The sequence below is a fragment of the uncultured Rossellomorea sp. genome, assembly GCF_947488365.1.
In the GTDB taxonomy this organism is placed as follows: domain Bacteria; phylum Bacillota; class Bacilli; order Bacillales; family Bacillaceae_B; genus Rossellomorea.
In genome coordinates this window covers 155,531-179,650 of the sequence record NZ_CANKZT010000001.1, presented here as the reverse complement: position 1 = coordinate 179,650, position 24,120 = coordinate 155,531, and the positions used below count along the sequence as shown (strand labels likewise).

Annotated in this window: 22 protein-coding genes and 1 riboswitch; of the genes, 16 read left to right on the top strand and 6 right to left on the bottom strand. The window is 41.3% G+C overall.

Annotated features, from left to right (window positions below):
• The 15 genes from cysC to Q1B03_RS00890 all read left to right on the top strand — a co-directional run bounded on the left by cysC (window position 1) and on the right by Q1B03_RS00890 (window position 14,494).
• On the top strand, window positions 1–603 hold the full coding sequence (cysC, locus tag Q1B03_RS00960) for an adenylyl-sulfate kinase (protein ID WP_299737195.1): 603 nt from the start codon (window positions 1–3) through the stop codon (window positions 601–603).
• A gap of 12 nt (window positions 604–615) precedes the next feature.
• Complete coding sequence (locus Q1B03_RS00955) at window positions 616–2,226, top strand: nitrite/sulfite reductase (protein WP_299737193.1); 1,611 nt, start codon at window positions 616–618, stop codon at window positions 2,224–2,226.
• A gap of 13 nt (window positions 2,227–2,239) precedes the next feature.
• On the top strand, window positions 2,240–2,464 hold the full coding sequence (locus tag Q1B03_RS00950; RefSeq protein WP_299737191.1) for a DUF3906 family protein: 225 nt from the start codon (window positions 2,240–2,242) through the stop codon (window positions 2,462–2,464).
• Between the two features lie 13 nt (window positions 2,465–2,477).
• On the top strand, window positions 2,478–3,254 hold the full coding sequence (cobA, locus tag Q1B03_RS00945) for a uroporphyrinogen-III C-methyltransferase (RefSeq protein ID WP_299737188.1): 777 nt from the start codon (window positions 2,478–2,480) through the stop codon (window positions 3,252–3,254).
• A complete protein-coding gene (locus Q1B03_RS00940; RefSeq protein ID WP_299737187.1) occupies window positions 3,255–4,010 on the top strand; it encodes a sirohydrochlorin chelatase in 756 nt (251 codons plus the stop codon).
• The gene (locus Q1B03_RS00935; RefSeq protein ID WP_299737185.1) at window positions 3,991–4,542 is read left to right on the top strand and encodes a bifunctional precorrin-2 dehydrogenase/sirohydrochlorin ferrochelatase; all 552 of its coding nucleotides are present in this window, start codon (window positions 3,991–3,993) and stop codon (window positions 4,540–4,542) included. The genes Q1B03_RS00940 and Q1B03_RS00935 overlap by 20 nt, the downstream gene beginning before the upstream one ends.
• 118 nt (window positions 4,543–4,660) lie before the next feature.
• Window positions 4,661–4,762, top strand: a riboswitch (purine riboswitch).
• A 122-nt stretch (window positions 4,763–4,884) separates the two neighbouring features.
• Window positions 4,885–5,472, top strand: coding sequence for a xanthine phosphoribosyltransferase (locus Q1B03_RS00930; RefSeq protein ID WP_299737182.1), 588 nt, complete (start codon window positions 4,885–4,887; stop codon window positions 5,470–5,472).
• The gene (locus tag Q1B03_RS00925; protein WP_299737180.1) at window positions 5,472–6,776 is read left to right on the top strand and encodes a nucleobase:cation symporter-2 family protein; all 1,305 of its coding nucleotides are present in this window, start codon (window positions 5,472–5,474) and stop codon (window positions 6,774–6,776) included. Before Q1B03_RS00930 ends, Q1B03_RS00925 begins: the two co-directional genes overlap by 1 nt.
• A 175-nt stretch (window positions 6,777–6,951) precedes the next feature.
• Window positions 6,952–8,514: a fatty acid--CoA ligase gene (locus Q1B03_RS00920; RefSeq protein WP_299737178.1), complete on the top strand. Its 1,563-nt coding sequence runs from the start codon at window positions 6,952–6,954 to the stop codon at window positions 8,512–8,514.
• Between the two features lie 172 nt (window positions 8,515–8,686).
• The gene (locus Q1B03_RS00915) at window positions 8,687–9,544 is read left to right on the top strand and encodes a MurR/RpiR family transcriptional regulator (RefSeq protein WP_299737176.1); all 858 of its coding nucleotides are present in this window, start codon (window positions 8,687–8,689) and stop codon (window positions 9,542–9,544) included.
• Between the two features lie 20 nt (window positions 9,545–9,564).
• Window positions 9,565–10,947 (top strand): YjiH family protein, encoded by a 1,383-nt coding sequence (locus Q1B03_RS00910; protein ID WP_299737174.1) that lies wholly within the window; start codon window positions 9,565–9,567, stop codon window positions 10,945–10,947.
• Between the two features lie 14 nt (window positions 10,948–10,961).
• Window positions 10,962–12,083 (top strand): amidohydrolase, encoded by a 1,122-nt coding sequence (locus tag Q1B03_RS00905; RefSeq protein ID WP_299737172.1) that lies wholly within the window; start codon window positions 10,962–10,964, stop codon window positions 12,081–12,083.
• Between the two features lie 13 nt (window positions 12,084–12,096).
• Window positions 12,097–12,939 carry a GNAT family N-acetyltransferase gene (locus tag Q1B03_RS00900; RefSeq protein WP_299737170.1) on the top strand — a complete coding sequence of 281 codons (843 nt, stop codon included), beginning with the start codon at window positions 12,097–12,099 and terminating at the stop codon, window positions 12,937–12,939.
• Window positions 12,914–14,023 (top strand): o-succinylbenzoate synthase, encoded by a 1,110-nt coding sequence (menC, locus tag Q1B03_RS00895; protein WP_299737168.1) that lies wholly within the window; start codon window positions 12,914–12,916, stop codon window positions 14,021–14,023. The genes Q1B03_RS00900 and menC overlap by 26 nt, the downstream gene beginning before the upstream one ends.
• A gap of 276 nt (window positions 14,024–14,299) precedes the next feature.
• Window positions 14,300–14,494 (top strand): hypothetical protein, encoded by a 195-nt coding sequence (locus Q1B03_RS00890; RefSeq protein WP_299737166.1) that lies wholly within the window; start codon window positions 14,300–14,302, stop codon window positions 14,492–14,494.
• Window positions 14,495–14,859: 365 nt separating this feature from the next.
• Here the strand turns inward: Q1B03_RS00890 and Q1B03_RS00885 are convergent, their stop codons facing one another.
• Window positions 14,860–15,396 carry a ribonuclease H-like YkuK family protein gene (locus tag Q1B03_RS00885; protein ID WP_299737165.1) on the bottom strand — a complete coding sequence of 179 codons (537 nt, stop codon included), beginning with the start codon at window positions 15,394–15,396 and terminating at the stop codon, window positions 14,860–14,862.
• Between the two features lie 209 nt (window positions 15,397–15,605).
• Here Q1B03_RS00885 and Q1B03_RS00880 point away from each other — a divergent pair, with 209 nt between their 5' ends.
• On the top strand, window positions 15,606–15,734 hold the full coding sequence (locus tag Q1B03_RS00880) for a hypothetical protein (protein ID WP_299737162.1): 129 nt from the start codon (window positions 15,606–15,608) through the stop codon (window positions 15,732–15,734).
• A gap of 579 nt (window positions 15,735–16,313) precedes the next feature.
• Here the strand turns inward: Q1B03_RS00880 and Q1B03_RS00875 are convergent.
• The 5 genes from Q1B03_RS00875 to parE all read right to left on the bottom strand — a co-directional run bounded on the left by Q1B03_RS00875 (window position 16,314) and on the right by parE (window position 23,857).
• Window positions 16,314–16,772 (bottom strand): staygreen family protein, encoded by a 459-nt coding sequence (locus Q1B03_RS00875; RefSeq protein WP_299737161.1) that lies wholly within the window; start codon window positions 16,770–16,772, stop codon window positions 16,314–16,316.
• A 65-nt stretch (window positions 16,773–16,837) separates the two neighbouring features.
• A complete protein-coding gene (locus tag Q1B03_RS00870) occupies window positions 16,838–17,605 on the bottom strand; it encodes a hypothetical protein (RefSeq protein WP_299737159.1) in 768 nt (255 codons plus the stop codon).
• 148 nt (window positions 17,606–17,753) lie between these two features.
• A complete protein-coding gene (locus Q1B03_RS00865) occupies window positions 17,754–19,181 on the bottom strand; it encodes a sodium:alanine symporter family protein (RefSeq protein ID WP_299737157.1) in 1,428 nt (475 codons plus the stop codon).
• Window positions 19,182–19,444: 263 nt separating this feature from the next.
• Window positions 19,445–21,883, bottom strand: a complete 2,439-nt coding sequence (gene parC / locus Q1B03_RS00860; RefSeq protein WP_299737145.1) for a DNA topoisomerase IV subunit A — start codon at window positions 21,881–21,883, stop codon at window positions 19,445–19,447.
• A 3-nt stretch (window positions 21,884–21,886) separates the two neighbouring features.
• Window positions 21,887–23,857, bottom strand: a complete 1,971-nt coding sequence (gene parE / locus Q1B03_RS00855; protein ID WP_299737143.1) for a DNA topoisomerase IV subunit B — start codon at window positions 23,855–23,857, stop codon at window positions 21,887–21,889.
• Window positions 23,858–24,120: the final 263 nt, after the last annotated feature.

Genomic DNA, 24,120 nt, shown 5'->3' with positions numbered 1-24,120 from the left:
TTGAATGAAAAATCAGAAAACGTCGTATGGCATGAAACCGCAGTAACGAAACAAGAGAGACGAAAAAAAAATGGACATCAAAGCTTTATTTTATGGTTCACGGGTTTATCCGCCTCAGGGAAATCGACTGTCGCCAATGCATTGGCTCACTCTCTTTTCGAACAAGGACATCAGGTCTATGTTCTGGACGGTGATAATGTCCGTCATGGATTAAACCATGATTTGGGATTTAAGGAAGAAGATCGCAAGGAGAATATTAGGAGAATTGGCGAAGTGTCCAAACTTTTCATCGACAGCGGTCAAATTGTGCTGACAGCCTTTATTTCACCATACAGGGAAGATCGTGCTCTCGTACGAAAGTTAGTGGAGATTGATGAATTTATCGAAGTTTATGTGCATTGTTCTTTAGAAGAATGTGAAAAGCGCGATCCGAAAGGCTTGTACAAAAAAGCACGTAACGAGGAAATCACTCATTTTACGGGAATCAGTGCTCCTTATGAAGCACCTGAAAAACCGGAAGTGGTACTGGATACAGAGAAACATTCAATTGAAGAATGCGTGGAGTACTTACTAACTGTATTGAATCAAAAACAACTTATATAAGGGGAGAAAATCATGGCATATTCAAAATCATGGGAGTCAAATGAAAAATTGAACAAAACAGAACAATGGAAACTGGAGAAAGACGGGTTGTCTATCTTTGAAGATATTCCTTACTATGCGGAAAACGGCTTTTCTTCGATTCCGAAAGAAGAGTGGGATAAATTTAAATGGGCAGGTTTGTATTTACAAAGACCAAAGGAAGACGGCTATTTCATGATGAGAGTGAACGTTCCCTCGGGAATCCTGACACATGAACAGGCTCTGGAGCTCGCTGCCATTTGTAAAGAGTATGGAAGAGACGTCTATGACATCACCACCCGACAGGCGATTCAATTTCACTGGTTGAAGATTGAACAGATTCCGGACATCTTCAAACGTTTGGAAAAGGTCGGATTGTCTTCTGCCGGTGCATGTGGTGATATCACACGTAATATCGTCGGGAACCCCCTTGCAGGGATCGATCCTGATGAACTTTTTGATACAAGGAGTATTGTGAAAGAAGTGTATGATTTCTTCCAGCATAACGAAGACTTTTCTAATTTACCGCGAAAATATAAAGTAGCCATTTCCGCAAATATCAATAATGCGTCGAATGCTGAAATCAATTGTGTTTCCTTTGTTCCTGCGAAAAAGCTGATTGACGGTAAAGAAGAAGTCGGCTTCCATCTGAAGATTGGTGGAGGATTGTCCGCAAGACCATTCCTAGCCCAAGAGTTGGATGTATTCATCCTTCCTCACCAAGTGAAGGAAGTCGCAATAGCCGTCACCACGATTTTTCGCGACTTCGGTTATCGGGAGAAAAGACATTTGGCCCGGTTAAAATTCCTAATGGCAGATTGGGGACCGGAGAAATTCAAAGAAACCTTGTTACAGTATGTTGAACTTTTACCTGCGGGAGAAGATGCCGTGGAAGGATGGAATGCAGGATATTTCTACGGAGTACATCCACAGAAACAGGAAGGACTCAATTATGTGGGGCTGAATGTTCCGGTTGGACGCTTAAATTCTGATGAAGTATATGAGCTTGCGAGGATTTCCAAGAAATACGGGAATGGAGAACTGAGAAACTGTAATTCTCAAAATCTCATCATCCCCAACATTCCAGATGAACAAGTTAATGCTTTGCTTTCTGAGAAAATCTTTGATCGCATTTCAACAAGTCCACTATCCTTCATCGGGTATTCCGTATCATGCACAGGCATCGAATATTGTAATCTCGCTTTAGTGGAAACGAAGGAAAGGATGAGGCAAATCGCCAACCAATTGGATCGGGAACTTTCATTGGATGTCCCTGTCAGAATCCACATGGTGGGATGCCCGAATTCATGCGGCCAACGACAAATCGCCGATATCGGGCTACAAGGAATTAAAATGAGAACAAAAGATAAGAAGATGATCGAAGCATTTGAAATATACGTAGGAGGAACTCTTCAAGACGGTGGAAAACTGAATGAAAAGTTAAAAGGGAAAGTGGAAGCAGGCAACCTGACAGGAGTGGTAAAGCAATTGCTCCTTCATTTTAAACAAACAAAAGAACCGGGAGAAGCCTTTTTTGACTATATCAACCGGGTCGGTACCGCTCCCCTTCAAGAATCGTTAGATCAATTACTTCAGGAAGCGTAAGGAGGCATGCTGGATGAACTTGTATCGATTTGAAGTGACTACTCACGACTTCGTCACGATTGTCGTAGTAGCGGCTGAATCAGATGAGAAAGCCTTTGATCTAGTAGAAATTGAATTAGAGAAGTATTTTTTGAAAAAGCCTGATGTGGTAGACATCTCTCTTTACGAGAAACGTAGAATCCGTGGGAATGGTGCAGGGTTTGTTCTGCATGAACAGGAAACAATCTTAAAATCTTAAGGAGGAAAAATGGATGGGGAAGGTTTACTTGGTGGGAGCGGGTCCTGGAGATCCTGAATTAATCACATTAAAAGCATTGAAGTCAATACAAAAAGCAGATGTCATTTTATATGACCGTCTGGTGAATAAAGAGCTTCTCTCCTATGCAAAGAAAGGAGCCGACTTAATTTACTGCGGGAAACTGCCAAACTATCATACGATGAAACAAGATACGATCAATCATTTTCTCGTGCGTTACGCCACCAGTGGCAAGGTAGTGGTGAGATTAAAAGGGGGTGATCCCTTCGTTTTCGGCAGAGGTGGAGAAGAAGCAGAAGCCCTTGCAAAAAAAGGAATTTCCTTTGAAATCATCCCCGGGATCACTTCCGGCATAGCAGCGGCTGCCTACGCAGGAATTCCCGTTACACACCGGGATGCCAGTTCAAGCGTCGCCTTCGTTACGGGACATAAACAAAATAATCTACAAGAAGATGAAAAGTGGGAAAGTCTGGCCAAAGGAATCGATACACTCGCTATTTACATGGGGGTCGGCAATCTCCCATATATTAAAGAAAAGCTCATTCAAAACGGTAAGTGCAAGGAAACGCCTGTGGCACTGGTCCATTGGGGAACAACGGAAGTGCAAAGAACCGTAACAGGCACGCTGGATACGATTATCGATATTGTAAAAGAAGAGAAAATTGAAAACCCGAGCATGATCATAGTCGGAGAAGTGGTCCGTTTCCGGGAGAAGATTCAATGGTTTGAAGAAGCCTTTGATAAGAAATCGATCATGAGTGAGGCACTGTAATTGACAGGCGCGGTCTTATACATTTGTCATGGAAGTCGTATTGGGAAAGCCCGTGAAGAAGCCATTGATTTCATTGAAAGATGCCAGAAACATGTTAAAGCGGATATTCAGGAAATAAGCTTTCTGGAGCTTGCATCACCTTCTATTGAAGAAGGGTTTGAAACATGCGTGAAAAAAGGAGCTTCACACGTTTCCGTCGTTCCGCTTCTCCTTTTGACAGCGGTTCATGCGAAAAAAGATATTCCAGAAGAAATTCAAAAGTGTCAAGAAGCCTATCCTTGGATTACGGTAACGTATGGTAATCCTATTGGGGTTCACGATAAGATGGCTGAAAGTGTGATAAAGAAAATACACGATGCTGCTTCAATTGACTCTTCCACCGTTGCCGTATTGATAGGAAGAGGAAGTTCAGACCCCGATGTTACAAAGGATTTAGGAGCCCTGGCTGAACTTGTACAACGAAAGACAAAGTTAGCAGGTGTAAAGACCTGTTACTTAACAGCGGCCTCACCAAGCTTTTCAGAGACCTTGGAATCTGTCAGGAATACAGAGAAAAACGTCATTTTTATTCCCTACTTGCTGTTTACCGGGTTACTTATGAAAGGAATTGAAAGGGAGATCAGCCGAACCGAAAATGAGCATATCATTCTGGGGAATTATTTAGGGTATGACCCTCTTGTGGAAGAAGCATTCCTGGACCGGGTGAATGAAACCCACTTAGTTAAAGGAGAATCACATGCTGCCAATCATGATTGATGTGAATGGAAAACAAGTAACGATTGTAGGCGGAGGGAAAGTGGCGTATCGTAAACTCTCTGTATTTTTAGAACAGGGAGCAAGGATAACAGTCATCAGTCCTGATGCTGTAGATGGAATTCAAGCATTACATGAAGACAATAGAATTTTATGGGTTAAAAGAGAAGTGGAACCAGATGATTTACGAGATGCTTTTATCGTCATCGCAGCCACGAATGAACGATGGGTGAATGAACAGGTTAAAATCCATTCTGAGGAAAACCAACTTTTATGCGTGGTGGATGACGGTGATGGCGGAAATATGCAGATGGTCTCCTTTAGGCAGAAAGGTAATTTGACGATTGCCGCCTCAACAGGCGGAGCAAGTCCATTCTTAGCTAAAAAGCTTACCAATCAATTCTTCCAATCATTTGATGATTCCTATATAGAAAGGCTTGCTTTCATTGCCTCTAAGAGAAAAGAAATCAAGGCATCAGACTTGACTGATGGTGAGAAAAGGAAGCTGTTACAGGAACTTTCTGAACGGGTGTAAAGTGGATGAAACTTTATGCCCGTTCACTCGTTTTACGAACATTTTTATAAATTACGTGCATATTGTTAAGAAATGAATCTTTACAAACTGTCAAGTTCCCGTTATACTATCCAATATCAAATCAATATTCGTTTTCACTCATATAATAGCGAGGATATGGCTCGCGAGTTTCTACCGGATTACCGTAAATGATTCGACTATGAGTGAGCAATGGATTGTCCGACAACACGGACGCTCTTTGCCTAACCCAAAGGTCATTGTCTCACTCTAGCCAGAGCACAATAGCCTTTGGGTTTTTTTGTAGACTTCCAGGTTCTATTACATTAAAGGAGCGTTTTGATTATGAATTTATTAAAAAACAAGATTGAAGATGAAGGTGTCGTCCTTTCAGATACTGTATTAAAGGTAGATTCATTCCTGAATCATCAAGTGGACCCTGAATTGATGATGGAGATCGGGAAAGAATTTGCACGCCGTTTTAAAGATCTGGGAATTACGAAGGTGTTAACCATTGAGTCGTCCGGAATTGCTCCTGGCGTGATGGCTGCTCTTCAATTGAATGTTCCACTTGTATTTGCACGAAAGCGTAAATCATTAACCCTTTCAGAAGGGGTTCTTACATCAACGGTTTACTCCTACACGAAGCAGGAAGAGAACACAATCTCGATTTCCAGTAAATACATAGGAGAAAATGACCGTGTCCTATTGGTTGACGATTTCTTAGCAAATGGACAGGCGGCCTTGGGATTAATCGATTTAGTTAAGCAAGCAGGCGCCCATGTTGCCGGCATCGGGATTGTCATAGAAAAGTCCTTCCAAGACGGAGGAAAGCTCGTTCGTGAAACAGGATACAGAGTTGAATCATTAGCGGAAATCCATTCCCTTGAAAATGGCAAAGTGACATTTAAGCAAGAGGAGGTGCGGGTATAATGAAAAATCAGCCTATTAAACTGGCGTCACTCGGGATTCAACATGTTCTCGCTATGTATGCCGGAGCGGTCATCGTTCCACTGATCGTAGGAGGAGCATTAGGATTAACGGGAGAACAGCTGACTTATCTGGTATCCATTGATATCTTCATGTGTGGGATCGCCACCTTATTGCAAGTATGGAAAAATCGTTTCTTTGGGATAGGACTTCCAGTCGTACTCGGATGTACGTTTACGGCTGTAGGGCCTATGATCGCGATTGGTGGACAGTATGGTATTTCAGCGATCTACGGTTCGATTCTGGTTTCAGGTTTATTCGTTATTGTAATCAGTAAGTACTTTGGGAAACTGGTTCGTTTCTTTCCTCCTGTAGTGACTGGCTCTGTAGTAACGATCATAGGGATTACCTTGATTCCAGTAGCCATGAACAATATGGCAGGTGGACAAGGGAGTGCTGATTTCGGTTCATTGGAAAATTTGTCTCTTGCTTTTGGAACGTTGTTCTTTATATTAATCCTTTATAAATTCTTTACCGGTTTTGTCCGCTCTGTTTCCATTCTACTGGGATTGATGGCAGGAACAGCCGTTGCATTTGTACTAGGCAAAGTAGATTTTAGTGCAGTTGGGGATGCCTCCTGGTTTCATATGGCAAAACCTTTCTACTTTGGAATGCCGACGTTTGAAATAACGGCAATCCTAACCATGATACTAGTAGCAATGGTGAGTTTAGTAGAATCTACAGGAGTTTATTTTGCTCTGGCTGATATTAGCGATAAGAAGGTTTCAGAAGAAGATTTATCGAAAGGATATCGTGCTGAAGGATTAGCCATAGTTCTTGGTGGGTTGTTCAACGCATTCCCCTATACCGCATATTCCCAAAACGTAGGCTTGGTCCAGCTTTCAGGAGTGAAGCGAAACAGTGTGATTTATGCAACAGGAGCATTTCTCGTGATTCTTGGGTTGGTACCCAAGATTGGTGCTTTGACGACAGTGATTCCTGCTTCAGTATTGGGCGGTGCGATGGTGGCCATGTTTGGAATGGTCGTAGCTTATGGGATTAAGATGCTTAGCCATGTGAATTTTGCATCTCAGGAAAATCTATTGATTATCGCCTGTTCAGTCGGAATGGGATTAGGAGTAACCGCTGTTCCGGAATTATTTGCCCAAATGCCATCCAGCATCCGAATCTTGACGGACAACGGGATTGTTGCTGGAAGTATAACAGCCATTGGACTGAATATGTTTTTTAACGTGTTTTCTAAACGCAAGCTAAATGTTGTGTTGAATGAGCAGAAAGCTTCGTAATCATTGTTGTAGAAAGAACGTCACCTTTGCACGATTGGAAGGTGACGTTTTTATTTGTGAATATATTTCTGAATTATCAGATATCAAAGAAGGGTATACATACAACTGTCTCGAACATAAATGAATAGGGAATGTTGCAATAAGGGGAAATACCTTAAGTTAAAGGGGGAGAAATATGTACGCAACGACAGGATCCATTTTTGATCAAACGGTAGAGAAATTTCGGAACAAGGAGGCGATTGTAGAAGAAAAAACAGGTACCCGGTTAACCTTTGCACAGTGGCAGGATGAAGTTCACCGTGCAGCCAATGCGTTACTAAAGGCAGGTGTGAAAAAGGGAGATCGGGTTTCGACATATCTATTTAATACGCTGGAGTTAGCAACTGTGTACTTTGCGTGTGGGAAGATTGGTGCGGTGATTAACCCAATTAATTTTCGCTTGAAGGCTCAAGAAATACACTACATTTTGAAAGATGCCGTACCAAAGGTCGTGATATTTGAAGAAGCCCTCACCCAACCGATTGAGCGGATTTCTCAAGACTTCCCACAGACCCTTTTTTGGTATGTTGGAGAAGATGCCCCTACCTTTGCTCAAAGCTATAAAGAAGTTGTGAATGCATGTTCGAATGACTTAATAGACATCCCTGTTGAAGAAACGGACGCATATGCGATTATGTATACGAGCGGTACTACCGGGAGACCAAAGGGTGTGCTGCACAGGCATAGGGATATGGCAGAGCAAAGCTTGATTTGTACGTCTGTTATGGGGCTGACACCAAATGACATAGGACTTGTTACAGCCCCTATGTTTCATTGTGCCGAACTTCATTGCTGTTTCCTTCCACGTGTTCAAGCAGGAGCGAAGAATATTATCGTTCATCAGTTTCAACCGCAAACCGTATTAGAAGTGATTGAACGGGAAAAGGTCAGTTCCTTTTTTGCTGCGCCAACGATGTGGAACATGCTTCTGCAACACGGGGTAGATGATTATGATACTACTTCTTTACGTATCGGTCTCTATGGGGCAGCACCAATGGCACCAGTCCTTGTGAGGGCCCTCCATGAGAAAATGAAGATTGACTTGATACAAGCCTATGGTCAGACCGAGATGGGTCCAGCGGTTACCTTCCTTCTTCAGGATGAGCAGTTAACCAAGACAGGCTCCGCAGGAAGGGCTGCCTATAACCATGAAATACGGGTAGTCAAACCGAGTGAAAACGGCCCTTCTGAACCGGATGATCTTTGCAAGCCTGGTGAAGTCGGGGAAATCATTGTTCGCGGTTCCTGTACAATGCTTGAATATTTCAATCGCAAGGAAGCGACGGAAAGAGCATTGTATAAAGGCTGGTATCATTCCAGTGATTTAGGTTATATGGATGAGGACGGGTATCTATACGTCGCTGATCGGGTGGATGATATGGTCATATCGGGAGGAGAAAATGTGTATCCCCGTGAGGTAGAGGACGCTCTGCACGCTCATGAAGATATTGTAGATGTCGCCGTGCTAGGTCAGCCTCATGAAAAGTGGGGAGAACAGGTGATTGCCGTTGTTGTATCCAAAAATCCTTCATTGTCTCCTCAAGATCTGGATTTCTTTTTGAAAACGGGGGATCTGTTGGCCGATTATAAGCGGCCACGTGAATATATATTTGTAGAAGAACTTCCTCGGAATGCAAGTGGTAAGATTCAAAAGTTCCTGTTAAGGGAAAGTTTTCCTTCGAAAGAAAAACTAGTTTAAATTAATGTAAGAAAGGTAGATTTGGATTGTAAATATCCATTCTACCTTTCTTTTTTTAATGAAGTGACCGGTAAAAATCTGAATAATAAAATTTTTCATTGAATATGAAGTATATAATGCAATATACTATAAAAAATGAAGGATTTCCTTCAGTGAACAGAAAGGAGTAATCATGGATCAAAAATCAATTGCACGAATCATTAAAGATAATTATTCCTCCTTATCTGCCGGGCAAAAAAAAGTGGCTGAGTTGATTCTTAAGCATCAAGGTGAAGCAGCGATACTCACGGCTTTTCAGATGGGGAGGAAAGTTGGTGTAAGTGAAACTACTGTGATTCGTTTAGGATATGCTTTAGGCTTTAAAGGATATTCCGAAATGCAGGAAGTGGTGAGAAGGGATTGGTTAGAGAAGGAGCAGGTAAATGAAAATGAATCATTTCCTTCATTCTCAAACGAAGGTGATGAGGAGAGTGTATTCAGTAAGGTCATTGAAAAAGAAAAATCCGTGCTGGAGCAGCTAATGAATCAATTAGACGTGAAAGAAATATGGAAAACGATTGATCGCTTAATTCAATCAGAGCGAGTTTATATCGGTGGGTTTGGAAGTTCTTATGGAGCAGCTTATTGGATGTATTATACGTTAAAACAATACAGGGCAAATGTATTCATTTCTAGTCCAACAGGGTTTGTTCCTGAAGATATATGTGATTTGAACCAAGATTCTACTGTCGTTATGTTTTCGTTTCCCCGGTTCCGAACAGAATCTTTTGAGCTTGTGGAGAAGGCAAAATTACAAGGTTCTTATGTCATTGCGATCACCAATAGACAATTATCACCTCTCGGACAGATTTCTGATCTGACACTGACGACCGAAGAAGGGATGAATTCAGGACATCATTCGATTGGATCTGTCGTAAGTTTAGTTGAAATCATTTTAACCGGTCTTCAACATCGAGATCAGGACAACATAAGTAGTCGGCAAAGGAAGCTGGAGCAATTATATACAAATCAGGGGTTATTTATTGAATAGAACAGAGGGGTGGAGAGTTTATGAACGGGGTATCACAAAGGAATGAAAAGATAGAACCGAAAGCATTTACTACCAGTGACATGTGGAAATTTCTGATTCCATCATTGATTGGAATCCTATTATTTATTGTACCTATTACAACGGAGGATGGCATCACGATTCCTGTCGCTTATTTAGCTGGACAAATCAATGTATATCTAGGTGAAGTTATCCCTGCAATGACTGTATTGATTATGGCGCTATCTGTCATAGGGTCACTCCTAGCGATAACGATCAAACCAGCTTTTATTACAAAGAGTCGTTATTTGAGCACTCTTTTAATCATTAGTCCCTTTTGGCTCGCTGCACGTATCCTTGGAACAGTGTTTGCTGTGATGACGATTTATCAATTAGGACCCGGGATGGTTTTCTCAGAAAATACGGGTGGGCTCTTGATCTATGATCTGATTCCTATTCTATTTTCCACTTTTCTTCTGGCTGGTTTACTGCTTCCGCTCCTTCTTAATTTTGGATTATTAGAGTTCTTTGGTGCCTTATTGCTGAAAGTGATGAGACCTGTTTTTACATTACCAGGACGCTCTTCACTCGACTGCCTGGCATCATGGGTGGGAGACGGCACAATAGGCGTTCTTCTGACGACCAAGCAATATGAGGAAGGGTATTATACAAAGCGTGAAGCGGCTGTCATTGCCACTACATTTTCGGTTGTTTCCATTACGTTTACGATTGTGGTCATTTCTTACTTGAACTTAGAGCAATATTTCCTTCACTATTACGCAACGATTATCTTTGCCGGGCTTGTAGCGGCACTGATCATGCCACGTATACCACCATTATCAAGAAAACCGAATACGGGATATGAAAGAACCGAGTTAAAGAACGAAACAGGGATTCCATCCGATTTCTCCGTTGTTAAATGGGGCTTTCATCAAGCAGTCACGAAGGCTAAAAAGAATAATGGACCTGTTTCTGTCGTGAAAGAAGGGGTTCAGAACGTATTGGATATGTGGCTTGGGGTCTTACCAATCGTTATGGCGATAGGGACAGTCGCATTAGTGATAGCAGAGTATACACCTTTCTTCACCTATCTGGGAAAACCTTTCGAACCAATCCTTACCATCATGCAGGTTCCTGAAGCAAGTGAAGCGGCCCAGACCATGGTAGTCGGGTTTGCCGATATGTTCCTTCCTGCTGTCATCGGTAGTGGAATTGAAAGTGAACTTACCCGGTTTGTCATTGCATGTGTATCTGTTACACAATTAATCTATATGTCTGAAATGGGTGGATTGCTTCTTGGTTCGAAGCTGCCTGTCAGTATCATAGATTTGATCTTGATCTTTTTAATCCGGACATGCATCACTCTACCTATTGTCGTAGTGATTGCCCATATAATTTTTTTATAGGAGGAAGAAACACAATGAACTTTGTAGATGAACATCATGATGAGATACTAAAAACCTATCAGGAGCTTCATCAATTGGCAGAACCGAGCTGGATGGAAGAAAAGACATCCAGCTATTTAAAAACAAAACTTTCAGAGGCGGGCTTTTCTGTTAAAACGTACGAAGGGCATTACGGATTTATTGCAGAATTAAAGGGTGAGCAGTTAGAGGTCATTGCTCTTCGTGCCGATATGGATGCATTGCTTCAAGAAGTGGATGGAGTGGTTAAACCGAATCATTCTTGTGGTCATGATGCCCATAGTACGATGGTTTTGTATACAGCTCTTGCTCTAGCGAAGAAACCCCTGAAGCATACGGTTCGCTTCATCTTTCAACCCGCTGAAGAAAAGGCAGCGGGGGCACTGAGAATGATAGAAGAGAATGTTCTGGAGAATGTTAAGTTTCTTGGGGGTATCCATCTTCGACCTGAAATAGAGGTCCCTTATGAAAAGGCCGCTCCCGTCATCGTTCACAGCTCTACTGCAACGCTAAAGGGAACCATTAAGGGAATACCTGCACATGCAGCAAGACCTGAACAAGGGAATAATCCCCTGGAGGCAGCGTCTTTATTGATTCAAGCGATCAAGCAGATCAGGTTGAATGTCAACAATCATTATTCCATTAAGATCACGGAGCTTCACGGAGGCGAGTCATCAAACTCGATTCCGGAAAATGCACATTTCACCTTCGATTTAAGAGCTGAATCGAATGACACCATGACAGCATTATTGGAAAAGGCAGAACAGGTGATTTCATGTATACAACAGGAGGCGGATACCGCCATCACCTATCAAGTGGAAGAATATCTACCAGCTGCTGTGAAGGATCCACGGGCAATGGAGCTTGCCCGTGACGCCATTCGTTCGGTTCTTGGAGAGGAGAATGTGGTATCAGAATGTATCTCTCCCGGAGCGGAAGACTTTCATTTTTATTCCATCATTCATCCTGAGTTATGTTCTACTATGATTGGGCTGGGATGTGGTCTTTCACCAGGATTGCATCATCCTTCCATGCGATTTAATCAAGAATCTCTGGTTTATGGAACAAAGATATTGATACAGATGTTAGTAGTAGCTGATCGGCAAGACTGGGAATGAGGAGGTAGAGATCGTGAAACATGAAGTGCAAGCATCATTGAAGATCCGGACACTGCACTCTGTAGAGGATCTAGAAGATGTCAGAAGATTAGAGTCACTTGTGTGGAGTTTTGAAGATTCTGTACCGGTTAATCAGAGTGTAGCCGTGGTGAAGAACGGCGGGTTCATTCTTGGAGCCTATTATCAGGAGAAGCTTATCGGCTTTCAATATAGTTTTCCAGGTTTTGATGGAAAAAAGGTGTATCTTGTATCCCATAGTTTAGGGATCCATTCCGACTTCAGGAAATTCGGGATTGGAGAAATGCTGAAAAGAGCACAAAAAAATACGGCTGCTGAGATGGGGTATGATGTCATTACCTGGACGTATGATCCGTTGGAAACTGTGAACGGTAACCTGAACTTACATAAACTTGGAGCTGTTGTGCGTACGTATATCCCCAATATATATGGAGAAATGTCCGATCAATTGAATGCAGGAATAGCGACGGACCGGTTTCTTGTAGAGTGGCGGGTACGTCAATCGAAGAGTAATAGCGTGGCAGGAAATGATCTACATTTTGCTTCTGCTATTGACTTAAAAGAATGTGAGCTTGGTTGGCTTGTAGATAAGGTGAATTTATCCCTCAGCCCTAATCACATTTCCGTTTCGGTTCCGGGCCATTTCCAGGAGATTAAAAGGGCTGACCTTTCACTTGCTATGGATTGGCGAAAAAAAACAAGAGACGTCTTTTCTCACTACTTAAATCATGGCTGGATCGTAACAGACCTCGTTAAAGATAAAGAACACCACGGGCAATACCTATACCTCATGGAGAAAGGTGATCATCATAATGGAAATCAAACGAATCATTCTTAGACAGATCAAGATGGATTTACTGAATCCTTTTACGACGAGTGTAGGGACAGAAACGGATAAAACGATTATTCTCGTTGAAGTGAAATCAGCATCAGGGATATCAGGATGGGGGGAGTCGGTCGCGATCACCCAGCCGATCTATAACGAAGAAACGGTGGAAACCAACTGGCATATGATGAGCGAACACTTGATTCCTCTTCTTCAGGGGGAAGCGGTCCAACATCCTGATGAGGTGTCCTGCAGATTTAAAAAAATCAGAGGCAATTATAATGCGAAAGCGGCCATCGAAGGTGCTGTTTGGGACCTATATGCAAAGGAAAACAACCTCCCGTTAGCAAAAGCACTAGGGGGAACAAAAGACAGAATCGAAGTAGGAGTAAGTGTAGGTATTCAGCAAACCGAGACCCTTATGTTAAAACAAATTGAAGATTATTTGAAAGAAGGTTATAAGCGGATCAAGGTGAAAATTCAACCTGGATGGGATATCGGGATCATCCGGTCGATTCGACAGGAATTTCCGAAGATTCCACTCATGGCAGATGCAAACTGTGCTTATTCCCTAAATGACATTGAAATCCTCAAAGCTCTGGATGATTTCGATTTAATGATGATTGAACAGCCGTTGGATCATGATGATATCATTGATCACGCTAAGCTGCAGTCTCAACTTAAAACGCCTATCTGTTTAGATGAGAGTATTCACAGCTTTGAGGATGCAAGAAAAGCCATTGAACTCGGAAGCTGTAAAATCATTAATTTGAAAATTGGACGTGTAGGAGGACTTACTGAATCAAGGAAAATCCATGATCTATGCGTAGAGCACGATATACCTATGTGGTGCGGGGGGATGCTTGAAGCAGGAATAGGAAGGGCTCACAACATTGCCATCACGTCACTGGGGAATTTCACCCTGCCTGGCGATACGGCACCATCTTCTCATTATTGGAAGCGGGATATCATTCAACCTGAGGTGGATATGGAGGATGGATATATAGTTGTACCTGAAGCGCCCGGTATTGGATACGAACCGGACTTGGACCAGATCGAAGCGTTGACTATGTATAGTAAAGTTTTTCATTTTTAATGAGATCAGTCGAATTTCAAAACAGATACCAAGATGCGAACACTTGTTCTTTTATGTATTATTAGGCAAGTTGGTGCGGAAATGGCCGTAAAATCGAGAAAAACAAAGATATTAAAAAGAGTTAACTTGAAAATATATAATAAACTACACGAAAAAAATTGAGCATGGGGAGCCCCATGCTCATAGAGAGTAATTAACCCCTTTATAAGTTAAAACGATCAGTGGAATAGGGGCTTTCACTTAGAAATTACGGTTGCATTTAGGACAATTACATTTATGGTGATGGTGATGATCCTTCTTATGGCATCCACAATGGTGTTCATGCATTTTACATCCGCAATCACGATGATGGTGATCTTTTTTATGACATGTACAGTCATGTTTGTCCATTATTTTAAAACATTTCACTTCTTGTTCTTCGAATTCTTTTCTTCTTGGCTTGTCGCAAACATCATAGTCATCATCGCATGAACAGTGGATGAACATCAAGTTGTCCCAAAAACGGCAACGATGAAAATCATCTCTTCTGCTTCTTTCACACTGATTAAAAAATGGGAACCACATACTAAATCCCCCTAACTTCTATAAGATTGTCAAGGTAGACCTCGACTTACTCTATACTATGCAACTTTGTCCACTGTGCTTGGGCAGGAGTCATAATTTCTATGTGTTTTAATCAGATAAGGAGAGAGCAGATGTTCAGTGGTTTAATGAAGAGAAGAAGAATAAGAAGGAAGAAGAACTTTAGAATTTGCTGTAAGAATAATGGATCGTCGGTGTAAGAATGGTGTATTTTGATAATACACAACATCAACGAAGAGGATAAAGTATGTCTTTTATTTTGTGTAACGGTTGGCATAACTGGAAGCGACGAAGGCATCGGGTTTAATTTTCGGTTCCACACCCATTGCTTCCATCCTTGCGACCATTTCCTTAACAAACTTGCTTGTTTTATTCTGTTTTCCAGCCCCGATATCAATATGTCCTTCCATTGAAAATGTAGCTCCTTCATAAAGATATGGAAGGATTATATCAATTAACTGATTTTTTCTTTCCTCAGTAAATAACGAAACAATTTCCTCGGATAAAGACAATTCGTAGGAAATCCGCTCATGCAATTGCAGCATTCTCCTAGGGATTAACACTTTTCTAATGCATGCCCACACACCATTTCCTTCATTTAATATCACAATTCCTGTTATGAAGGTGGTATGTGATTGATGAACTTGAGAATCAGTCCCCACCATTAATCGATAGTTACCATTTGGCTCTAATCGCATGAACTTCAAAATATGTTCAAAGACCTTGTCAAATGACATCCCAATTTCCTGTAGATTTTGAAATGAGAAGTAATCATCATTACAGTTTTTCATCTTGTCAAATCACAACTTTCTTAACCAATTTGTGAATGAAGAGATTAGATCTTATCCATATCCTATGATAAGAATTTATTAGCGTGTGAGGAAAAAGATGCAGGTAAATTTGTTTCTTAATGAGGCGTTTTAGCGTTTCAACAATATCGAGGAAATTAAGTTAAAACGATAAACGCCTTTATGAACTACAAGACAAATGAGATATGGGGATGATTTTATGGAATGATAAAGAATTTAACGAAATCGAGGTGAAGAATCTGTGTCGCACGGCATCAGCAGTGGAGGGGGAGAAAGTTATCGATTACTCAACGTTCGTTTCTAATTTTAAGTTAACATAATATCTATTATCGGTACCTAAATGAAATAACCGATTTCTGTCTCGTATCACAAGTATACTGTTAATAATGAGACAGAATTGAAAAATGAGATCGATTTGATCTACAGTTTAATTTGTCCTTTAATAACCCTTTGTTTAATGCTAATTATTTTTATCCTAAACTTCGTTTTATTTCATGATAAGTTTAGTTTGATCAACGGTTTCATTTTTTATATTAAAATCTACTTGATTTCTGAATCACTATTTTTATTTTTCTCTTGCTATTATCTGAAAATTCATTGTTGATTTTAAGATTGTTTACTATTTCAATTTGCTAAACAGTCACTTTCCAAACCACCTGTTTGTTAATCCATTCAATTTTAATTAGTTTACATAATATGACGATTGTCTATTTTATTGCGATCAACCCTATTTTATTATAAGCATGCAACTTCATGGTTGTTCCTGCATGATTTCATAAATATCATTACCTAAGAATTCTCAATGCCTACCTCCTCTAAAAAAATGTAACTTCATGGCAGTACAGTTCAAAGAAAAAAGCATAAAGAGTCTAACTCGTGAACCTCTTTATGCTTGAGTACTATTTCAATAAATATTGTCTTGGTGTCCCGAAATAAAGTGTTTGATGATATTCCGGGAATACGGATTCAAAGCAGATGATGATGGGTGCATCAAGAAGCCATGGATAGTACGTATAAAACCCTTTATCCCCGTTCACCATTGCTGCTAAGGCCAATGGCAGCTCCTTTTTGAAAATCATAAACCGTACATTGGAAAGTTGTTGATCAAATTCCCCCCCACTCACATACACGGTTCCTGAAAGAGTGTATTGACCAAGGTCTCTTCTCCATTCTCCTAACACTTCGTCCCTCATGGATGGATTGATCTTCTCCAAATCATAGTGACAACCAACGCTCAAAAATAGTTCACCCGTCGTATCAGAATGAGTCAATGTGTATTTTCGGTTATCAATGGGGTTGAAGATTGAAGCTGGTGGCAAATATGTCACAGCTAGCTTTTCAGGCTTGAATTCACTCATGCGTAAGCCTCCTTTACAAAAATGGGCTTACAACAGAGTATGATAAGAGCCTAGAAATGGTTCAGTTATTTATTTGCTTTCCACTTTATCTTAATCAGGTTCCATTGTTCATTTTCATAATACCAATAAGACGTAGCCGTTCCGATGCCATCCGCCTTATAGGCACCACTAATTTGCTGATATCCTTTTAATCCCTTACCAGGTTTGCCAATGATTTTCGTCGGCTCAAAAAATGCATACGGTAAAACCATTAATTCCATAGGTTCATTTAAGATTCCATCCGTGTAAATCCCCAATCGATCGTAGTCTTCTTTTCGATCACCTAAATCGACTGTGTAGGATTGATTCGTATCTACAAAGGTAATAGATGCTTGGTAATCATCTTCAAACTGAGCTTGAATCGTTAAAGGCTCAGGTAATCCGATGTCGACAAGTTTATTATCTGCTAACGTATGGAGGGCTTCATTATAGAGTCCGCCGCTTCCCCCTGTTGCTGATGAGTACAGAATATCCTTTATTCCATCATGATTTAAATCAACGAATTGGATTTTCGGCTCATAACCACCTTCATAATCAATTCGAATCTTACTTCCTTCAGACGTTTGAATATCCGCCCAAATTTGTTTCAGAAACAGGACATCAGGAGAAAACGGAATCGCCTTGAGCGTAATCGTATCCTTTTTACCATCGCCGGTTACATCTTTTTTATAAACATTGACAGTCAGTTCATTCACAGGCTGTTTTTCCATTGGCTCACTGGAAAAGTTTCCTGCAATGGCATGGAGGGACATAACAAAGAAAGCACCGAATGCAAATAGTAATTCTTTTCTCATGATTCTCTCTCCTCTTTAGAAAATTATTCACTTTTATTTTCACCAAAGAAGGAAAATCTATGTAATCATTATCGTTTCTATTCTCATCTTTCTTTGCATAAAACAAGTTAAAAAGGACCAACCCATGATAGAGGTTGGTCCTTTCTTGCTATTTTTGTTCTGTTGTCGTTTCAGGTTTTGCTTCCCAGCTCTCAATTCCTTTTAACCCTTTGATAGAGTTGGAGTAGAAAACAGGATCTTTCCCTAGTTTCTTCTGTTCACGGTAATCCTTTAGTGCAGATATGGCGATCTTAGCTAATAGCGTGATGGCGATTAAGTTGATGATCGCCATTAGACCCATAAATAAATCTGCCAGGCTCCACACAATATCCAGTTTGACCACCGCTCCGAAAATCACCATGCCAAGGACGGCCATTCGGTAGATAAATAGAGTGACAGGGCTGTATTTGATAAACTCGATATTTGTTTCTCCGTAGTAATAGTTTCCGATAATCGAACTGAAGGCAAATAGGAAGATAGCGACAGCGACAAATGTATCTGCCCATTCCCCAACATGGAAACTTAAGGCTGCTTGTGTCAGCTGAATGCCATCGATTCCTGTTGTGTATTGATCAGACAGGATGATCATGAAGGCTGTTGCTGTACAAATAAGCAATGTATCAGTGAAAACACCAAGAGTTTGAATAAGTCCTTGTTTAACGGGGTGAGTGACACCAGCAGATGCTGCTGCGTTCGGTGCACTACCCATTCCGGCTTCATTTGAGAATAAACCACGTTTGATTCCCATCATGATGGCTGCACCGACCCCACCACTTGCAACTTCCCGGATACCAAATGCATTTTCAAAAATGATCACAAACATATTTGGCAGCATGGTGATATTGGTGATCAGAATATAGAAAGCTAGAATCAGATAAAGAACTGCCATGATCGGAACCACAATTTGAGTTACACTGGCGATTCGTTTTACTCCACCGAAAATTACAAGGGCTGTTAATACGGCCAGGATGATACCAACAGTCATACGATCAAATGCATACGCTTCTTCCATAGCAAGTGAAATCGTATTGGATTGTACTGAGTTAAATACAAGTCCAAAACAGAATGTGATGATAACGGCAAATAGGATCCCCATCCAACGGGCATTCAATCCCTTTTCCATATAGTATGCCGGACCACCTCGGTAGCCGTCTTTTCCGTCTTTCACTTTGTAAATTTGAGCAAGTGTACTTTCCACGAAGCTGGTCGCTCCTCCTAGAAGGGCGATCAGCCACATCCAAAATACAGCTCCTGGACCACCGCCTGCAATCGCTGTTGCAACCCCAGCCAGGTTACCTGTGCCGACACGGGATGCGGTACTGATCGTGAAAGCCTGGAAGGAAGAGATGCCTCGTTTTCCTTCTGCTGAAATCGTGGTCTTATCTGTTAATAACCTTCCCATTTCTCCTAAGTAACGGAATTGTGCGAATTTTGTTCGTAGTGAGAAGTATAAACCGAGACCGATCAGCGCTACAATCAGTATGTATGACCACATGTAATCATTCAAGGTACCTACTAAACTTGTGAATAACTCCATAATTGTTCCCCCTAGATGTTGTATTTATGACAAAAAATGTATGAATCTATGTAAGTTTACCCATTCAGACACTTTCTTAATCTATCAAAAAATAAATGCCTATTCAACTGATAAATTCATCTTTTCGAAATAATATTAATTGTTGTACAATTTTTTGCTGGTATTGTACAACAATCACGAATGATTATACATTGATTATTCACGATTGTTTCCATGCGGATATAAAAAACGACCAGAAGCAGTTCTGGTCGTTTCAATACATGCTATTCTTTTGTTTCGGGTAGTAGTGATTCTGCCCACGTTTCACAAACAGAACCGCTATCCCCTTCATCAATCACAAATGATCCATTTGAATATCGGTCATTCGGTCTAAGGTCTGAAAGGAGCACCTCTTCTGCTTTTCCTTTTTTCGTGATCAGGCCTACTTTATCTGTGTCTTTAACTACTTCTATACTTACCACGCGATGTGGATTTGATTTCAATTCCCGCAGCATGATGACTCCACGCTTGGCACGGGATGTTTTTTCGAATTCTGCTAATTTCATTTTCTTCACTGCCCCACGCTGGGTAGCTAAGAAAATGTAATCCTTCATTGGATCTTTTATGATTTTACCTGATACGACATAATCGTCATCCTTAAGGTTGATCCCTTTCACACCAGCCGCACGCGGTCCGACGATGTTCACATCTTCTTCCGAGAACCAAAGTCCATAACTTAAGTGTGTTGCAATGAATATATCGTGTGATCCATCGGTTAAGTGCACATCGATCAGCTCATCGTCCCCTTTTAAATTGATTCCTACAAGAGGACGTGAGTAACGCTGTGCTTTGTACTGAGGAAGCTCGGATCTCTTGATCATTCCGTTCTTCGTTACAAACAATAAATAATGGGATGGATCAAATTCTTTAATCGGTATTGCTTTTAGAACCTGTTCATCGCGATCAATCGGTACGATGTTCCCCACATGCTGACCAAGGTCTTTCCAACGAATATCCGGGAGCTCATGTACAGGGCAATAGATGTAATTTCCTTTGTTCGTGAATACTAAAAGTACATCCGTCGTATTCATCTCATATTGACCAAGCAACCTGTCTGTTTCTTTCATGGCCAGATCCTGCCCGTTTGAAGCAGAATAGGAACGGAGACTTGTTCGCTTCATGTAACCATCACGGGTAACGGTAACCATGACATCCTCACTCGCGATCAGTACTTCAAGGTTGATTTTAATTTCCTCTATCTCATCCTCAATTTTAGTGCGGCGAGCATCAGAGAACTGCTTTTTGATGCCTTTTAATTCTTTTTTGATTACACTGTAAAGCTTGCCTTCACTTTCCAGGATAGCCGTTAACTCAGCAATCGTTTTCGCTAATTCTTCCGCTTCTGCCTGCAGTGCTGTTATGTCTGTATTCGTTAAGCGGTATAGCTGTAAGCTGACGATTGCTTCTGACTGTGCTTCCGTAAATTGAAATTGCTGGATTAAATTATCCTTCGCATCTCGTTTATCTTTCGAAGCACGAATCGTTGCAATTACTTGATCTAAGATTGAGAGAGCTTTCATTAAGCCTTCGACAATATGCTGGCGATCCTTCGCTTTGTTTAGATCATGCTTGGTACGATTTGTCACAACTTCTTTTTGATGTTGAATATAAGCATCCAATAGTTCACGAAGTCCCATCAGCTTAGGACGTCTGTTATGTATCGCAACCATATTAAAGTTATAGGCGATTTGAAGATCACTGTTCTTATAAAGGTAGTTTAAGACGCCTGTGGCATCTGCATCTTTCTTTAACTCAATGACAATGCGCATCCCATCGCGGTCTGTTTCATCACGAACTTCTGCAATTCCTTCCACTTTGCGATCCACACGGAATTCATCCATTTTCTTAACGAGGTTCGCTTTGTTTACTTCATAAGGAATTTCCGTTATGACGATCTGTTGTTTGCTTCCACGGATGTTTTCAATATCAGCTTTTCCACGAACAACCACTTTTCCTTTTCCGGTTTCGTAGGCTTTTTTGATACCGTCTACCCCTTGAATGATACCACCTGTTGGAAAATCAGGTCCTTTTAAGACCGTCATTAAATCATCCACCGTGCTTTGTGGCTTTTCCATTCGCATGATTGTCGCATCAATGACTTCATCAAGGTGATGAGGTGGAATGTCAGTTGCATATCCTGCTGAAATACCGGTAGATCCGTTTACTAAAAGGTTCGGAAAACGTGACGGCAAAACAGTCGGTTCACTGGATGTATCATCAAAGTTTGGTACAAAGTCCACGGTTTTCTTATCTATATCACGCAAGAGCTCCATGGAGATTGCAGAAAGCCGTGCCTCTGTATAACGCATGGCAGCAGGCGGATCTCCGTCAATGCTTCCGTTATTTCCGTGCATCTCGACTAAATATTTTCGCACTTTCCACGTTTGACTCATACGCACCATGGCATCATACACAGATGTGTCACCATGTGGATGATAGTTACCGATAACGTTACCGACGGTTTTTGCTGATTTACGGAATCCTTTTTCCTGGGTGTTCCCATCTACATACATAGCGTAAAGAATACGTCTCTGTACAGGTTTCAATCCGTCGCGTGCATCTGGTAATGCACGTTCCTGGATAATATATTTGCTATAACGTCCAAATCGGTCGCCAAGTACCTCTTCCAGAGGTAAGTCTTGATATCTTTCTACAGTTGTCATGTATTACCCCTCCTCTGCGACCGTAATGTTTTCATTTTCTAGAATACTTCCATCTTCTTCCAATCCAAAAGCTACATTACTTTCAATCCATTTACGGCGCGGCTCTACTTTATCTCCCATAAGAGTGGTCACGCGACGCTCAGCTCTGGCAGCATCATCAATACGCACCCGGATCAGTGCACGTGTATCAGGATCCATCGTCGTTTCCCACAGCTGATCGGCGTTCATTTCTCCAAGACCTTTGTAGCGCTGGATCATATAGCCTTTACCAACTTTAGAAATGGCTCCTTGGAGCTCTTCATCCGTCCATGCGTATTCAAGCTTTTGTTTCTTTCCTGCCCCCTTACTTACTTTGTAGAGAGGAGGAAGTGCAATATACACTTTCCCTGCTTCTAATAATGGTTTCATGTAGCGATAGAAGAAGGTTAACAGCAGAACCTGGATGTGGGCTCCATCCGTATCGGCGTCGGTCATGATGACAATTTTGTCATAATTGATATCGTCGACGTTGAATTCAGGACCGACCCCGCCACCAATTGCATGGATGATTGTATTGATTTCTTCGTTTTTGAAGATATCCTGCAGCTTTGCTTTTTCCGTATTGATGACTTTCCCCCGAAGTGGTAGAATCGCTTGGAATTTACGATCACGACCTTGTTTCGCAGAACCTCCTGCCGAATCACCCTCCACCAGGTAAAGCTCGTTACGCTGAGGGTTTCTCGATTGAGCCGGTGTTAATTTACCAGATAGAACGGTTTCAGAACGCTTACGTTTCTTTCCGTTGCGTGCATCTTCCCTTGCTTTACGTGCCGCTTCGCGGGCTTGAGCCGCTTTAATGGATTTTTTAATAAGAAGGGAACTTGTATCAGGATTTTCTTCTAAGAAATAGAGAAGATGCTCGGAAACAACTGCATCCACAGCTGAACGTGCTTCACTTGTGCCAAGCTTTCCTTTCGTCTGCCCCTCAAACTGAAGGAGATGCTCCGGTATACGTACAGAAACAATGCTCGCCAGCCCTTCACGAATGTCGGTCCCTTCAAGATTTTTGTCCCGATCTTTTAGAATCCCAACTTTACGAGCGTACTCATTAAAGACACGGGTCATCGCTGTCTTTGCTCCGGCTTCGTGGGTACCTCCGTCTTTTGTACGAACATTGTTTACGAAAGACAGAATGTTTTCCGAGAAACCGTCGTTAAACTGAAAAGAGAATTCCACTTCAATGGTATGGTGTTCCCCTTCAAAGAAAGCAACGTTATGAAGCACATCTTTTTCTTCGTTAAGGTATTGAACAAAGGCCTGTATGCCACTTTCGAAGTGAAAGACTTCCTTCTGATCATGACGCTCGTCAATGATTTCAATTTTTAATCCTTTTAGCAGGAAGGCAGATTCCCTTAGACGCTCACATAGCGTTTCGTAATTATACGTGGTATTACTGAAAATCTCCGGATCAGGTTTGAAATGGATACATGTTCCTGATTTTTTCGTTTTTCCAATCTTCTCAAGAGTGGTTTCCGGTTTTCCACCTTTTGTAAAACGTTGCTCATACTTCGTTCCATCTCTTTCAATCGTCACAATAAGCCATTCGGATAGGGCATTTACGACTGAGGCACCTACACCATGCAATCCACCACTGGTCTTGTAACCACCTTGTCCGAATTTCCCACCGGCATGTAGCACAGTCAAAATAACTTCGGGAGTCGGCTTTCCTAGTTTATGCATACCAGTTGGCATCCCCCGGCCTTTATCTTGCACTGAGATGCTATTATCCTTATGTATCGTAACAATAATCTCACTTCCGAAGCCAGCTAATGCTTCATCCACCGAGTTATCGACAATTTCGTATACTAAATGATGCAAACCTCTTGAATCTGTAGAGCCTATATACATTCCAGGTCTCTTCCGGACGGCTTCTAAACCTTCTAATACTTGAATGGCATCATCATTGTAATCCATGGTCTTATTCTGGTTGGCCACGAACATTCCCCTTTCAAAACTTCTCTAACCGAAAACAATTACTTGTACGGTATTATTGGTTATGTATATATTAACTATAACACAAGAACGTTTGTTCGTTTACCTGTTTTAATCATTTCTGAGGTAAACCACTATGCTATATTGTAGCGTTTTATTTGATTTTCGCAAATGTAATTACTGTGACAGGTCTAAATTGCGCCTGTATTTCTTTTGTGTTGCCCTGTTTTTTTCAGTGGTAATTGAGAACCATCCATCCGAAAAAA

What these genes read in the sequence shown, in the direction of transcription:
- Q1B03_RS00955 (WP_299737193.1), top strand. Translation starts at nt 616, where the DNA reads ATGGCATATTCAAAATCATGGGAGTCAAATGAAAAATTGAACAAAACA.
- Q1B03_RS00950 (WP_299737191.1), top strand. Translation starts at nt 2,240, where the DNA reads ATGAACTTGTATCGATTTGAAGTGACTACTCACGACTTCGTCACGATT.
- cobA (WP_299737188.1), top strand. Translation starts at nt 2,478, where the DNA reads ATGGGGAAGGTTTACTTGGTGGGAGCGGGTCCTGGAGATCCTGAATTA.
- Q1B03_RS00935 (WP_299737185.1), top strand. Translation starts at nt 3,991, where the DNA reads ATGCTGCCAATCATGATTGATGTGAATGGAAAACAAGTAACGATTGTA.
- Q1B03_RS00930 (WP_299737182.1), top strand. Translation starts at nt 4,885, where the DNA reads ATGAATTTATTAAAAAACAAGATTGAAGATGAAGGTGTCGTCCTTTCA.
- Q1B03_RS00925 (WP_299737180.1), top strand. Translation starts at nt 5,472, where the DNA reads ATGAAAAATCAGCCTATTAAACTGGCGTCACTCGGGATTCAACATGTT.
- Q1B03_RS00920 (WP_299737178.1), top strand. Translation starts at nt 6,952, where the DNA reads ATGTACGCAACGACAGGATCCATTTTTGATCAAACGGTAGAGAAATTT.
- Q1B03_RS00915 (WP_299737176.1), top strand. Translation starts at nt 8,687, where the DNA reads ATGGATCAAAAATCAATTGCACGAATCATTAAAGATAATTATTCCTCC.
- Q1B03_RS00910 (WP_299737174.1), top strand. Translation starts at nt 9,565, where the DNA reads ATGAACGGGGTATCACAAAGGAATGAAAAGATAGAACCGAAAGCATTT.
- Q1B03_RS00905 (WP_299737172.1), top strand. Translation starts at nt 10,962, where the DNA reads ATGAACTTTGTAGATGAACATCATGATGAGATACTAAAAACCTATCAG.
- menC (WP_299737168.1), top strand. Translation starts at nt 12,914, where the DNA reads ATGGAAATCAAACGAATCATTCTTAGACAGATCAAGATGGATTTACTG.
- Q1B03_RS00890 (WP_299737166.1), top strand. Translation starts at nt 14,300, where the DNA reads ATGGTGATGGTGATGATCCTTCTTATGGCATCCACAATGGTGTTCATG.
- Q1B03_RS00885 (WP_299737165.1), bottom strand. Translation starts at nt 15,396, where the DNA reads ATGAAAAACTGTAATGATGATTACTTCTCATTTCAAAATCTACAGGAA.
- Q1B03_RS00880 (WP_299737162.1), top strand. Translation starts at nt 15,606, where the DNA reads ATGATTTTATGGAATGATAAAGAATTTAACGAAATCGAGGTGAAGAAT.
- Q1B03_RS00875 (WP_299737161.1), bottom strand. Translation starts at nt 16,772, where the DNA reads ATGAGTGAATTCAAGCCTGAAAAGCTAGCTGTGACATATTTGCCACCA.
- Q1B03_RS00870 (WP_299737159.1), bottom strand. Translation starts at nt 17,605, where the DNA reads ATGAGAAAAGAATTACTATTTGCATTCGGTGCTTTCTTTGTTATGTCC.
- Q1B03_RS00865 (WP_299737157.1), bottom strand. Translation starts at nt 19,181, where the DNA reads ATGGAGTTATTCACAAGTTTAGTAGGTACCTTGAATGATTACATGTGG.
- parC (WP_299737145.1), bottom strand. Translation starts at nt 21,883, where the DNA reads ATGACAACTGTAGAAAGATATCAAGACTTACCTCTGGAAGAGGTACTT.